Origin of the sequence: Nocardia sp. NPDC056611, assembly GCF_042792755.1 — a bacterium.
Classification (GTDB): domain Bacteria; phylum Actinomycetota; class Actinomycetes; order Mycobacteriales; family Mycobacteriaceae; genus Nocardia.
Window position 1 is genome coordinate 681,521 of record NZ_JBHTVV010000003.1, and the last position, 12,327, is coordinate 693,847.

A 12,327-nucleotide genomic window follows, 5' to 3' on the forward strand; every position below is an offset into this window, starting at 1 on the left:
GCGCATCGCGGCGAGTCGCCGTGCCGGGCGCTAACATTCGCCGGTCCCCGCACGTCGTCGCCAGGAGACCGACCCGAATGACGCAACCGCCGCAACCGGCACCGCCTCCGATCCAGCCGCATCCGGCGTTCGCGCAGGTCCAGGAGGCGCGCGCCGCCAGCCTGCAACTGCGGGCCGCGGACTGGATCACCAAGTTCGCGGGCTCGATGACCTTCGTCTACATCCACGCCATCGGCTTCGCGGTCTGGATGCTGCTGGTCGAGAAGAGCCCCTGGCCGACCCTCACCCTGGTCGTCTCCCTGGAAGCCATCTTCCTGTCCACCTTCGTGATGATCGGCCAGAACCGTCAGGCCGACTTCCAGCAGGCCAAGGCCGACCACGACTTCCAGGAACAGGAACTCGAACTCAAGACCAACACCGAACTCACCCGCGCCATCCACGCCATGACCTCGGAACTGCACCGCCGCCTGGTCGAGGACCCGGATCAGAAGAAGGGCTGACGCAGGCGGTCGACCACCGTCATACCGAGCCGGCGGGGAGGATCCACCGTGTCGGCTGGCCGGTGACCTTGGCGATCGTGTCGAAATCAGCGTCGTAGTGCAGGACGGTCAGCTCGGCCAGTTCGGCGGTGGCCGCCACCAGGAGGTCCGCGATACCGGCGCTTCGCAGGCAGCCTCGCTTGGCGAGCTCGTACTGCACCTCGCGGACCCGGGTCCACACTCGATCGGGCATCGGTTGCCAGGGATAGATGGCGGAGAGGTCGTCGCGGTCCTGTTCGAAGTCGCTCAATGACCTTGCGGAGTAAAGGAATTCGGTCTCGGTGGCCGCGCAGATGTGGACCAGTCCGGCTTGCAGGGTGCTGGCCCATACGGCCGAGACGTCCGGATGCCCCATCCGGGCCAGGGCGCTCGTGTCGATCAGATACCGAGCTATCGCCACGCCTCGTCCCTTCGGCCCGGGTCGATCACATCGTCGTAGGCACCGGCCCTCGATCGGGCCTGCATCCGTTCCAGCGCGGCGGAACGCCGGTGGCAGGCAATGACCTGACGCAGGGCGGCATTCACCGTGTCCTTCTTGGTGGTGGTGCCTAGGAGGCCGCTGACTTCGGCCAGGGCCTCATCGTCGATGTCGATCATCGTGCGTGACATGGCCGCCTCCTGTATGCCTGAACGGGATGTCCTCAAGCATACGGATGCGGCGGTTCATATGCCTCGGTTCAACGCCACCAGGTGTCAAGCGGGGTGACGGGGACCGCGCGCTTGTGGCGGGTGTTGAGGAAGATCCGTTCGAGCTTCTCCGAGACCTCGGGGCCGACGTCCTTGCCCTCGAGGTAGTCGTCGATCTGGGAGTACTTCAGGCCCAGGGCTTCCTCGTCCGGCAGGGCCGGGCGGTCGTCCTCGAGGTCGGCGGTGGGGACCTTCTGCCAGACGCTGGGCGGGGCGCCGAGTTCCTGGAGCAGGGCCGCGCCCTGGCGCTTGGTGAGACCGGTCAGCGGGGTGAGGTCGACGCCGCCGTCGCCGAACTTGGTGAAGAAGCCGGTGACCGCCTCGGCGGCGTGGTCGGTGCCGACGACCAACAGCTCGAGCTGGCCGGCGATGGCGTACTGGAGCAGCATGCGCTCGCGGGCTTTGATGTTGCCGCGCACGAAGTCTCGCAGGCGGGGCTCCTCGTGCAGTTCCACGATGCCGGTGGCGGCCTCGCCGGCGGCGGCGTCCGCGCTGGGCTTGACGTTCACCACGACCGAGCGGTCGGGCTGGATGAAGGACAACGCAATCTGCGCGTCGTGTTCGTCGGCCTGGATGCCGTACGGCAGGCGCGCGGCCACGAAGGTGGCGTCGTGGCCCTCGGCGCGCAGTTCCTCGACGGCCAGCTGGCACAGGCGTCCGGCGAGGGTGGAGTCCTGCCCGCCGCTGATGCCCAGCACGAACCCCTTGGCGGGCGTGGACCGCAGATAGTCCTTGAGGAAGTCGATGCGTCGCCGCACTTCGGTTTTCGGTTCGATCGACGGCAGGACGCCCAATTCGGCGATGATCTGTGCGCGCAGGTTCCCCATGGGCACACTCTACTGAACGGGTCCGCCGCCGCTACCGCTCGGCGGGCGCGGTCACCTGCCGGACCAGCGTCTCCCAGTGGTCGCCCACCTGATCGGGCGTGTAGCGCAGCTGCCGGATCTGGTGCAGCACCAGCCCCGCGTCCAGACTGGCCAGCAGCGTGTCGGCGGTCAGCCCGATGTCGCCGGGCGCTCCGGCCTCCCGGAGCAGCAGGGAGACATGGGTTTTCGCGATGTTGTAGGGCGGTCCGGAGTATTGCCCGCCGATGGCGGCGTTCTTGCGTACATCGCCCTCCACCTCGACGGTGGCCAGCCGGGCCCGCCCATAGGCGATGAGCCGTTCGGCGGCGGGCGCGCCCGGCCCCAGCGGCGGCGGCCCGAACATGTAGGCCCACTGCAGTTTCTGATCGGACTGGTCGAGCAGCGCCAGCATCAGCCCGGCCCGATTGCCGAACCGGCGGAACACGGTGCCCTTGCCGACGCCGGCCAGTTTGGCGACCGCGTCCATGGTGACCGCGTCCGCGCCCTGTTCGCGCACCAGCGTCTCGGCGGCGTCGAGCAGCAGTTGCCGGTTGCGGGCGGCGTCGCTGCGTTCGTGGCTGCTGCCGGGCATGAGGAGTGGGACCGAATGCGGCGGGGGCTGCTGGGTGCCGACGGGTTCGATCGGGAGGGCGATGTTCGGCAGTGCCGGAACGACGTCATCCGGTGATGTGTCGCGTGTCACAGGCTGTCTGCTCCTACCCGGGAATGTAAGCGGACTGGGGTCCGGTTACAGTCTATCGAAAGATCCACCGCTGCATCAGTAACCCTTGGAGTGATCATCATGTCGCAGACCCGCATCCTCGTCCTGGTCGGAAGCCTTCGCGCCGCGTCGATCAACCGCCGTCTGGCCGAGGCCGCCGTGCAGACCGCTCCCGAGGGCGTCGAGATCGCCATCTACGAAGGTCTCGGCGATATTCCTTTCTACAACGAGGACCTCGACGTCGAGGGTCAGGTCCCGGCCGCCGCGCAGGCGCTGCGTGACGCCGTCGGCGCCTCGGATGCGCTGCTGCTGGTCACCCCCGAATACAACGGCACCCTGCCGGCCGTGCTGAAGAACGCCATCGACTGGGCGTCGCGGCCCTACGGCGCGGGCGCGCTCAAGAGCCGTCCGGTCGCCGTGGTCTCCGCCTCGATCAGCGCGAACGCCGCCAAGTGGTCGCACGACGACGCGGTGAAGGCGCTGGGCGTCGCGGGTGCGGAGGTCGTGAAGGAGGCGTCGCTGAACTTCGGCGCCATCGGTTCGCGCTTCGTCGAGACCCACCCGGCCGACGATGCCGAGGCGCTCACTCAGCTGGCCGCCACCGTGCGTTTGCTGGCGGAAGATGTCAAGGCTCGGGCAAACGCCTGATACGCCTCGCGATCACTCGCTGAATTCAGCGCAAGGCCACGGCTTTCGAGTCGTGGCCTGCCGCTCTTCTCGGACAATTCGGGCTAACGTCTGTCCATGAAGTTATCAACGGGCAACTCTGTGTGGGGCCGTTGTTTCATGGCGGTCACCCTGGCCGCGTCCGCCGCCTCGATGGCGGTCGGCAATGCGGCCGACGCGACGGCCGAGTCGTACGCCTCGGATGTCTCCGATCTCTCGAATGCCCGCCTCTTCCTCGGCAATTGGGCCGGGTACGTGGTGAAGGGCGACTTCCGGGAGATCAGCGCCACCTGGGTGCAGCCCGAGATCGAATGCCGCAATCCCGGCGTCCTGCAGCGCGTCGTGCCCTGGGTGGGGCTCAACGGCGCCACCGGCCTGGACGGCCAGGTCGCGCTGCCGCTCATGCAGACCGGCGTCGAATCCCTGTGCGCCAGTGACGCCGCCGTGTACGCGGCGCTGCCCGGGCTGCAGATCGAATCGGTCGCCGCGGGCCTGGCCTACGCCGATCCGCATCTGGCGGGGACGGTGATGAACGCCGGCGGCAAGGTCTCCAACGCCTTGGGCGCGGCCGCGGACGGCCTCTGCTCGCTGGGCGTCTTCGGCGGATTCTGCCGCCCGGAGAAGCAGGTCGACGGGTGGTGGGAGAGCTATCCCGCCGCACCGGTGGCCTACGGCGACGTGACGATCAACCCCGGCGACACCATGCGTTCCACGGTCAGCTGGGACGGCGGTCGCTATGTGATGACGCTGGAGAACCGCACCGCGGGCTGGGCCCGCACCACCGTGGCGCCCTCGGCCGTGCCGGCCCGCACGGCCGAGATCGTGGTGGAGGGTCACCTCGACGCCGCGCTGCCCGGGTTCGCGCCGATCACCTTCACCGAGGTCGCCATCGACGGTCGGCCGTTGTCCGATTACGACGCGCAGACCTACGGCATCCCGGCCACCAATCGGTTGCTGGCGCCCGGTCCGATCGAGGGCGGGTCGTTCACCATCCGCTAGACCGGGGGCGATGCCGCGACACGCCGGGGCGAGCGGGCGATCGGGAATCGGTCGCTCGACCCGGAAGGATCGCGAACCGGGTGGTCGCTCGAGTCTCCTGTGACTCGTGAGATGGGTGTTGATCAGCGGTGATGGTGTGTTTGCTGGAAATGAACTGAATGCCGAAATTGTGATGTGTGACTCAGTCGTGTCGAGTTGCGAATCGACTGTCCAGGTACTTACCCGCCCGGAATTTCACCTTTGTGAGTCGCAACATGTCGTGTTGTATGAGTTTGTCGGCCACTAGGTGTAGTGTCTTGGGAGCTGGAAGGCCACAAGGACGAGACCTCGATCACGAGCCGGTGACCAGGAGCTTCGGCTCCGCTTCCAGGGGTTTGCGCAATTACTACGTGGATCTTGTTTCAGGTGTGCACTGCAGACAGATCAAGGCTGAGGAGAAGGGGATACCAATGACCATCACCGTTTACACCAAGCCCGCTTGTGTCCAGTGCAACGCGACCTATCGCGCCCTCGACAAGGCTGGTGTCGACTACAGCGTCGTCGATATCTCCGAGAGCCCGGAGGCGCGCGACTACGTGATGGCCCTGGGTTACCTGCAGGCCCCCGTCGTGGTCGCCGGGGATGACCACTGGTCCGGCTTCCGCCCGGACCGCATCAAGGCGCTGGCCGACGTCGTCGCCGTCGCCTGACGCTTCCGTCAACGGTCAGGAGATGACCGATATGTCGAGTGAGACACCGAATCTCGTCTACTTCTCGAGCGCTTCGGAGAACACTCACCGCTTCGTCGAACGGCTGGGCCTGCCCGCCGTCCGCATTCCGCTTCACACCGCCGACTCGCTTCGCGTCGACCAACCTTTCGTGCTGATCGTCCCCACCTACGGGGGAGGTCGGCACGTTTTGGGTGGGCAGCGATCCGATAAGGAATTCGTGCCCCGCCAGGTGGCCAAGTTCCTCAACGATCCGCACAATCGCGCCCTGCTGCGCGGCGTGATCGCGAGCGGCAACACCAACTTCGGCGATACGTACTGCTATGCGGGAGAAGTGATCTCACGTAAGGCAGGGGTTCCGTACCTGTATCGCTTCGAACTCATGGGAACTGCTGAGGACGTCGAGCGCGTCCGCGAGGGATTGGGAATCTTTTGGCAACGACAACCGCACCGGTCGGAAAGACTGCCCGCGTAGAGCGCCCCGTCAGCGGCGACTCCGCGACCGAGGGACTGGACTACCACGCCCTCAACGCCATGCTCAACCTGTACGGACCCAACGGCGAGATCCAGTTCGACAAGGACCGGGAAGCCGCGCACCAGTACTTCCTCCAGCACGTCAACCAGAACACGGTGTTCTTCCACAACCTCGACGAGAAGCTCGACTACCTCGTCAAGGAGAACTACTACGAGACCGAGGTGCTCGACCAGTACTCGCGCGCCTTCATCAAGAGCCTGTTCCAGCAGGCGTACGCCAAGAAGTTCCGGTTCCCGACCTTCCTGGGCGCGTTCAAGTACTACACCTCGTACACGCTGAAGACCTTCGACGGCAAGCGCTACCTGGAGCGCTTCGAGGACCGCGTGTGCATGGTCGCCCTGACCCTGGCCGCCGGTGACGAGACCCTGGCGGGCGAGCTGGTCGAGGAGATCATGGACGGCCGCTTCCAGCCGGCCACCCCGACCTTCCTCAACTCGGGCAAGAAGCAGCGCGGCGAGCCGGTGTCCTGCTTCCTGCTGCGCATCGAGGACAACATGGAGTCCATCGGGCGCTCCATCAACTCCGCCCTGCAGCTGTCCAAGCGCGGCGGCGGTGTCGCCCTGCTGCTCAGCAACATTCGTGAGACCGGCGCGCCGATCAAGAAGATCGAGAACCAGTCCTCGGGCGTCATCCCGATCATGAAGCTGCTGGAGGACTCCTTCTCCTACGCCAACCAGCTGGGCGCGCGGCAGGGCGCGGGCGCGGTCTACCTGCAGGCCCACCACCCCGACATCTACCGCTTCCTCGACACCAAGCGTGAGAACGCGGACGAGAAGATCCGCATCAAGACGCTCTCGCTGGGTGTGGTGATCCCGGACATCACCTTCGAGCTGGCGAAGAAGAACGAGGACATGTACCTGTTCTCGCCGTACGACGTCGAGCGCATCTACGGCGTGCCGTTCGCCGACATCAATGTCACCGAGAAGTACTACGAGATGGTCGACGACAAGCGGATCCGCAAGTCCAAGATCAAGGCTCGCGAGTTCTTCCAGACCATCGCCGAGCTGCAGTTCGAGTCGGGCTACCCGTACATCATGTACGAGGACACCGTGAACCGGGCCAACCCGATCGCGGGCAAGATCACCCACTCCAACCTGTGCTCGGAGATCCTGCAGGTCTCCACCCCGTCGGAGTTCAACGACGACCTGTCCTACTCCAAGGTGGGCAAGGACATCTCCTGCAACCTGGGCTCGCTGAACATCGCGAAGACCATGGATTCGCCGGATCTGGCGAAGTCGGTCGAGACCGCGATCCGCGCGCTGACCGCGGTGTCGGATCAGACCCACATCTACTCGGTGCCCTCGATCGAGCAGGGCAACAACGAGTCCCACGCCATCGGCCTGGGCCAGATGAACCTGCACGGCTACCTGGCGCGCGAGCGGGTCCACTACGGCTCCGAAGAGGGTGTGGACTTCACCAACATCTACTTCTACACGATCGCCTTCCACGCCATCCGGGCGTCGAATCTGATCGCGCAGGAGCGGGGTTCGTACTTCGGCGGCTTCCCCGAGTCGAAGTACGCCTCGGGTGAGTTCTTCGACAAGTACACCGAGCAGGCGTGGGAGCCGGCCACCGAGCGCGTCCGGCAGATCTTCGCCGACGCCGAGGTCCACATCCCCACCCAGGACGACTGGCGCGAGCTCAAGGCCTCGGTCATGCAGCACGGTATCTACAACCAGAACCTGCAGGCCGTCCCGCCGACCGGGTCGATCTCCTACATCAACCACTCCACCAGCTCCATCCACCCGGTGGCGTCGAAGATCGAGATCCGCAAGGAAGGCAAGATCGGCCGCGTCTACTACCCGGCCCCCTACCTGACCAACGACAACCTCGAGTACTTCGAGGACGCCTACGACATCGGCTACGAGAAGATCGTCGACACCTACGCCGCGGCCACGCAGCACGTCGACCAGGGCCTGTCGCTGACGCTGTTCTTCAAGGACAGCGCCACCACCCGCGACGTCAACAAGGCCCAGATCTACGCCTGGCGCAAGGGCATCAAGACGCTGTACTACATCCGCATCCGGCAGATGGCGCTCGAGGGCACCGAGGTCGAGGGCTGCGTGAGCTGCATGCTCTGACGATCGCCTCCGAAAGGGCGTTTCCGGCTTCCGCCGGGAGCGCCCTTTTTCGTCGCTGTGGCCGATCCCACGTTTGCGTCGGGCCCGATTGTGAACTCTCCAGAAGGTGTCTTTCACGCTGTCGGCCGAGGTCGGCGCCTGGTTAGGCTCGCCGTGATTCGGGCATCGGTTTCCATCGAATTGCGCGGGTGATGCCGGAATCGGGAAACGCATCGGTACAAGCGTTGTGGAGGTGAGTCGATCGAAACGAAGACCCATCGGGTGTATCAACCTCGCACCCGCCCGGTGGGTTCTTCGGACATCACGCAATCCCGCGCACCGCATGAGGAGTTGGCTTGTCGCACTGCCTGATTCGAAGACCCCGATCCGGGGCGGAGTCGTGAGGCGGCGGGCGGCCGCCGGGGTCGCGCTGGCGCTGGCGGTGATCGCGAGCTCGTCGTTCGGGGTGAGTGCCCAGGCGGGCCCGCCCGGGCGGATCGCGTCGCGGGCTGCGGTGACGCGGGTGGAGCAGGTGGGGCCGCGCTGGGAGCGGGTCGAGGTGGCCTCGGCCGCCATGGGCCGCACCGTCGCCCTCGATGTGCTGCACGGTTCCGGGTCCGGGCCCCGGCCCACGTTGTATCTGCTCGACGGCGTCGATGCCGAGGGCGTGTCCGACTGGCTGACCAAGGGGCATGCGGCGGACTTCTTCGCCGACAAACCGGTCGACGTGGTCTTCCCCGCCGGTGCGACCGGCAGCATGTACACCGACTGGCAGCATCCTGATGCCGCGCTCGGCTGGAATCGCTGGGAGACCTTCCTGACCGCCGAGCTGCCCGGTGTCATCGAACCGTATCTGCGCTCGGACGGCCGTCGCGCCATCGCGGGGGTGTCCATGGGCGCGCAGGGCGCGATGATGCTCGCGCACCGGCATCCCGGATTCTTCAAGGCCGTCGCGGGATTGAGCGGCTGCTACTCCACGGTCGACGGGCCGGGCAGCGCGGTCACCGCGGCCACGGTCGCCTCACGCGGCGGCAATATCCTGAATCTGTGGGGGCTGCCGGGCACCTTCGATTGGCTGACCCACGACAGCACGGTGGGGGCGGAAGCCTTGCGCGGCACGGTGATCTATCTGTCGGCGGCCTCCGGTGTGCCCGGTGCGCCGGATCTGAACGAGGTGCTGAAGTCGCCGGATCGGCTGGCCTCGCTCGGCGTGGCCGCCGGCGGCGTGGTGCTCGAGGCCGGCGCCCGGGTGTGCACCGAGCATTTCTCGAAACGGTTGAGCGACTTGGGGATTCCCGCCACCGTGCATTACGAGCCGACCGGTATTCACGCCTGGGAGGATTTCTCGGCTCAGCTGGGCCCGGCCTGGGACGCCCTCGCGGCGGCCTTCGCGCCGGCGTCCGGGCGGTAGCGGGACCACCCGGGCGCCCTGGGCCGCACGGTATCTCAGTGCCGGAACCCGTAGCGGGGTAGTCGCCGCAGTCCGGGCCGGATCCGGCTGTCCACGGTCACGGCCAGGCCGACGTGGACGGCGGCCACGGTGAAGTCCGAGGCCTCCTGCCAGGTGGCCGCGTATTCCATGGTGAGTTCGGCCCCGTCGGCGGGTCCGCCGAGGTAGACGGTGACCCGGTGGGTGAGCGCGTCCATAGTGCTGCTCCTCGAGATCGTGCGGGGGAGAAGCGCGAGCCGACCCCTTCGTCGGCTCGCGCGTCTCTGGTACCGAACGTAATCGGATTGCCGTGCGCAGGAACGTGTTCCGGTTTCTGCTTGGACATGTCACAAGCGGTGTGCGGGAGTTGTTGTTACGCGGTGGAACAGAAACATATGCGGCTCAAAACTTCGTCACGCGTTCACAAACCACGCCCGCCCCGATTGTGACTATTCGGAAGGTTCGCTCACCCCTCTGGCCCGGTGTGACCGCCGTTCCTACGCTGCCCCGCATGAGGATTCGTGTACCGATCGCGGTGATCGGCGCTCTGCTCGTGACCGTCGCCGGCGGATCGGCCGCGGCCCAGCCGCTGCTCGCCACACCGGACCCGGACCCCTTCTACGCCGCCCCCGCCGATATCGCCGCCCACCAGCCCGGCGACGTGCTGGCCACCCGCGCCATGCCCGCGCTGCCCAGCTTCCCGGACAGCGACATCACCCTGATCAAATTCCGTTCCACCGACTCCACCGGACACCCCATCGCGGCCACCACGACGGTGATCTCCCCGCGCCGACGCGTCGCCGACGCGCCCGTCCTGTCGTTGCAGCAGATCGTCAACGGCCTCGGCGCGCAGTGCGCGGTCTCGCGTGAGCTGTACACCAGTGACCCCAACCTGATGATCCGGGAGGCCCCCGGCTGGAACCTGGTCCTGCAGCGCGGCTGGACCGTCGCCCTGCCCGACCACCTCGGCCCCCGAATCGCCTACGGCGCGGCCAAACTCGGTGGCCAGATCACCCTGGACGGCCTGCGCGCGATCCAGCGGCTGCCGGAGTTGCGGGTCGAGCACAGTCCGCTGGTCATGGCCGGCTATTCGGGCGGCGGCATGGCGACCGCGTGGGCGGCGGCGCTGGCCGCGTCCTACGCCCCGGACCTGCGTATCGCGGGCGCGGCCATGGGCGGGGTCCCGATGAACCTGGCGTCGATGATGGAGGGCCTCGGCATGAACCGGCATCCGGCCTTCGGTCTGGCGCTGGCGGCCGGCCTGGGCCTGGAACGCGAGTATCCGGACCGGTTCCCGCTCTCCGACCAGCTCAACGATCGCGGCCTCGCCATGCGCGACCAGCTGGTCAACAGCTGCACCAACGACATCCTGAGCGCGGGCGCGGGTCAAGGCGCGCTCGACGTCGCCAAGACGACGATCATGTCCGACGACCCGCGGGCCCGCGCCGTGGTGGATGAGAACAGCGTCGAGCTCTACCCCGGCGTCCCGAATATGCCCGTCTTCGAATGGCATTCGCCCATCGACGGGCTGATCCCGATCAACGCCGTCGTGAACACCGTGCACCGCTACTGCGCCGCGGGCACGAAGGTGTGGTCCGAGCAGGTGCCGGTGCCCGACCATCTCACCGCCGCCGTGCTCGGCCTCCCGGCCGCCTACGCCTGGATGGACGCCCGCCTGCGCGGCGAGCCGGCGCCGACCAACTGCTGAGGGCGGACGGCGACAGCGGGGTCTCAGCCCGCCTGATAGGTGCGCGCCACCAGCGCTGAACGCAGATACCAGAGACCGGACGGCTGGGTCGGATCGAATCCGGTCAGCTGCCCGATCCGTTTCAGCCGGTAGTCCACGGTATTGGTGTGCACGTGCAGCATGCGGGCGGTGCGCTGCCGGTTCAGGTTGTTGCTGATGTGGGATTGCAGCGTCTCGAGCAGTTCGGTGTGCGCGTCCAGCGGATCCAGCAGCGACCCGAGGTGGTCACGGCCCGGGCCGGGGCGGGTCAGCTGATATTCCAGGGCCAGCTCGTCGAAGCGGAACAGGCCGCGCACCAGGCGCAGGCGGTGCACGATGTCGAGGAGTTCGTGGGCCTGGTCGGCGGCGTCCGGAATCTGTTGCGGCGCGGCCGGAACCAGCGTCGCGGTGATCGGCACCCGCGCGGCCCGCGACAGCTGCTCGACCAACTCGTCGAGCTGATCGTCGGCGACCGCGGTGGCCGGCACCAGCAGCGTGCCGCCGTCCACGCTGAGCAGCGACAGCACCTTGTCGGTGTAGCGGGTGGCCAGTTCGGCCTGCACCCGCCGCAGCTTGCGGCGTGCCACCACCGCGCCGTCCACGGTGGGGGAGTCCTCCTCCGGATGTTCCGGAATGGCCAGCGCCAGTACGTGATACGTCTCGGCGATCTCGATGCCGCACTCGCGCGCCATGGTGGAGGTGCTGTGCCCGCCCAGCAGCGCGGAGGTGAGGGTGTGCACGGCGGTGTGGTGTTCGCTCACCACCGAACGCAGTTCGCGTACGTAGGCCATGGCCACCGCGGAGGTCATCCGGTCGAGCAGTTCCACCACCAGCTTCGCCCCGCCGACGATGTTGTCCATGTCGGCGGCCGCGATGACCAGGGTGACCTCGCCGTCCTCGTCCTCGCGGCGCACGTGCCGGGACAGGGCGCTGGCCATCACCAGCTCCGAGCCGATCTTGAAGCCCTCATGGATGGCATGGTGGATGGTGTCGATCGGGATGCCCTCGCGCGCCCACTGCGCGGCCGCCTCCTCGAGGCGCTTGGTCTTCTCCGGGATGTCGCGCCCGTCGAGCATGCCCACCGCCAGCTCCAGGCAGGTACGGGTGATGACGGTGACGTCGCCGTGAATGGCGTCGCCGGGCAGGGTGCCGCACGGCGCGACCGTCTCCACGAAATGCCCCACCATGTGCTGGGCCACGCCGCGAACATCCTTGAGCGGCGACGAGATCGGCGTGCCCGACACGGTGAGTCCGGGCCGGGCCGGAATTCCCACGGCCATCCGTGACTCCCTTCCACCCCCGGGTTGCGCCCCGTGCGGGACCTGAAACGCTAACGCAGGCCGTGTGTCCGAACGGCCGGATCGATCCCTCCCTGTGATGCACAGTAATGCGCGCCGGGCGGTGCTGTGACTT

The 12,327-nt window shown here is 67.2% G+C and carries 14 protein-coding genes; 8 read left to right on the plus strand and 6 right to left on the minus strand.

All coding sequences use genetic code 11. From position 1 onward, the window contains the following. The first annotated feature begins 77 nt into the window (after positions 1-77). The gene (locus tag ACFRAQ_RS19590) at positions 78-500 is read left to right on the plus strand and encodes a DUF1003 domain-containing protein (protein WP_379101465.1); all 423 of its coding nucleotides are present in this window, start codon (positions 78-80) and stop codon (positions 498-500) included. A gap of 19 nt (positions 501-519) precedes the next feature. Here the strand turns inward: ACFRAQ_RS19590 and ACFRAQ_RS19595 are convergent, their stop codons facing one another. The 4 genes from ACFRAQ_RS19595 to ACFRAQ_RS19610 form a co-directional block, all read right to left on the minus strand. Then, positions 520-939 carry a PIN domain nuclease gene (locus ACFRAQ_RS19595; RefSeq protein WP_379101467.1) on the minus strand — a complete coding sequence of 140 codons (420 nt, stop codon included), beginning with the start codon at positions 937-939 and terminating at the stop codon, positions 520-522. Then, positions 930-1,148: a type II toxin-antitoxin system VapB family antitoxin gene (locus ACFRAQ_RS19600; protein ID WP_357279493.1), complete on the minus strand. Its 219-nt coding sequence runs from the start codon at positions 1,146-1,148 to the stop codon at positions 930-932. The genes ACFRAQ_RS19595 and ACFRAQ_RS19600 overlap by 10 nt, the downstream gene beginning before the upstream one ends. A gap of 68 nt (positions 1,149-1,216) precedes the next feature. Further along, a complete protein-coding gene (gene nadE, locus ACFRAQ_RS19605) occupies positions 1,217-2,053 on the minus strand; it encodes an ammonia-dependent NAD(+) synthetase (RefSeq protein WP_379101469.1) in 837 nt (278 codons plus the stop codon). A gap of 31 nt (positions 2,054-2,084) precedes the next feature. Continuing rightward, positions 2,085-2,663, minus strand: coding sequence for a TetR/AcrR family transcriptional regulator (locus ACFRAQ_RS19610; protein ID WP_379102171.1), 579 nt, complete (start codon positions 2,661-2,663; stop codon positions 2,085-2,087). Between the two features lie 210 nt (positions 2,664-2,873). On the opposite strand from ACFRAQ_RS19610, the gene ACFRAQ_RS19615 reads away from it, so the two are divergent. The 6 genes from ACFRAQ_RS19615 to ACFRAQ_RS19640 all read left to right on the plus strand — a co-directional run bounded on the left by ACFRAQ_RS19615 (position 2,874) and on the right by ACFRAQ_RS19640 (position 9,170). Beyond that, positions 2,874-3,440: an NAD(P)H-dependent oxidoreductase gene (locus tag ACFRAQ_RS19615; protein WP_379101472.1), complete on the plus strand. Its 567-nt coding sequence runs from the start codon at positions 2,874-2,876 to the stop codon at positions 3,438-3,440. Between the two features lie 96 nt (positions 3,441-3,536). After that, complete coding sequence (locus ACFRAQ_RS19620) at positions 3,537-4,457, plus strand: G1 family glutamic endopeptidase (RefSeq protein ID WP_379101474.1); 921 nt, start codon at positions 3,537-3,539, stop codon at positions 4,455-4,457. 449 nt (positions 4,458-4,906) lie between these two features. Further along, on the plus strand, positions 4,907-5,146 hold the full coding sequence (locus ACFRAQ_RS19625) for a redoxin NrdH (protein WP_357096330.1): 240 nt from the start codon (positions 4,907-4,909) through the stop codon (positions 5,144-5,146). A gap of 22 nt (positions 5,147-5,168) precedes the next feature. After that, positions 5,169-5,639 carry a class Ib ribonucleoside-diphosphate reductase assembly flavoprotein NrdI gene (nrdI, locus tag ACFRAQ_RS19630; RefSeq protein WP_379101477.1) on the plus strand — a complete coding sequence of 157 codons (471 nt, stop codon included), beginning with the start codon at positions 5,169-5,171 and terminating at the stop codon, positions 5,637-5,639. A 59-nt stretch (positions 5,640-5,698) separates the two neighbouring features. Continuing rightward, positions 5,699-7,780: a class 1b ribonucleoside-diphosphate reductase subunit alpha gene (gene nrdE / locus ACFRAQ_RS19635; RefSeq protein WP_379102173.1), complete on the plus strand. Its 2,082-nt coding sequence runs from the start codon at positions 5,699-5,701 to the stop codon at positions 7,778-7,780. A 379-nt stretch (positions 7,781-8,159) separates the two neighbouring features. Further along, positions 8,160-9,170 (plus strand): alpha/beta hydrolase, encoded by a 1,011-nt coding sequence (locus ACFRAQ_RS19640; RefSeq protein WP_379101479.1) that lies wholly within the window; start codon positions 8,160-8,162, stop codon positions 9,168-9,170. A 35-nt stretch (positions 9,171-9,205) separates the two neighbouring features. Here ACFRAQ_RS19640 and ACFRAQ_RS19645 read toward each other — a convergent pair whose 3' ends face one another. Continuing rightward, positions 9,206-9,406 carry a hypothetical protein gene (locus ACFRAQ_RS19645; protein WP_357096321.1) on the minus strand — a complete coding sequence of 67 codons (201 nt, stop codon included), beginning with the start codon at positions 9,404-9,406 and terminating at the stop codon, positions 9,206-9,208. Positions 9,407-9,699: 293 nt separating this feature from the next. Between ACFRAQ_RS19645 and ACFRAQ_RS19650 the strand changes: the two genes are divergently transcribed. Next, entirely contained in the window at positions 9,700-10,896 is a 1,197-nt protein-coding gene (locus ACFRAQ_RS19650) for a lipase family protein (protein ID WP_379101482.1), read from the plus strand. A gap of 23 nt (positions 10,897-10,919) precedes the next feature. Here ACFRAQ_RS19650 and ACFRAQ_RS19655 read toward each other — a convergent pair whose 3' ends face one another. Next, positions 10,920-12,194 carry a PucR family transcriptional regulator gene (locus ACFRAQ_RS19655; protein WP_379101484.1) on the minus strand — a complete coding sequence of 425 codons (1,275 nt, stop codon included), beginning with the start codon at positions 12,192-12,194 and terminating at the stop codon, positions 10,920-10,922. Positions 12,195-12,327: the final 133 nt, after the last annotated feature.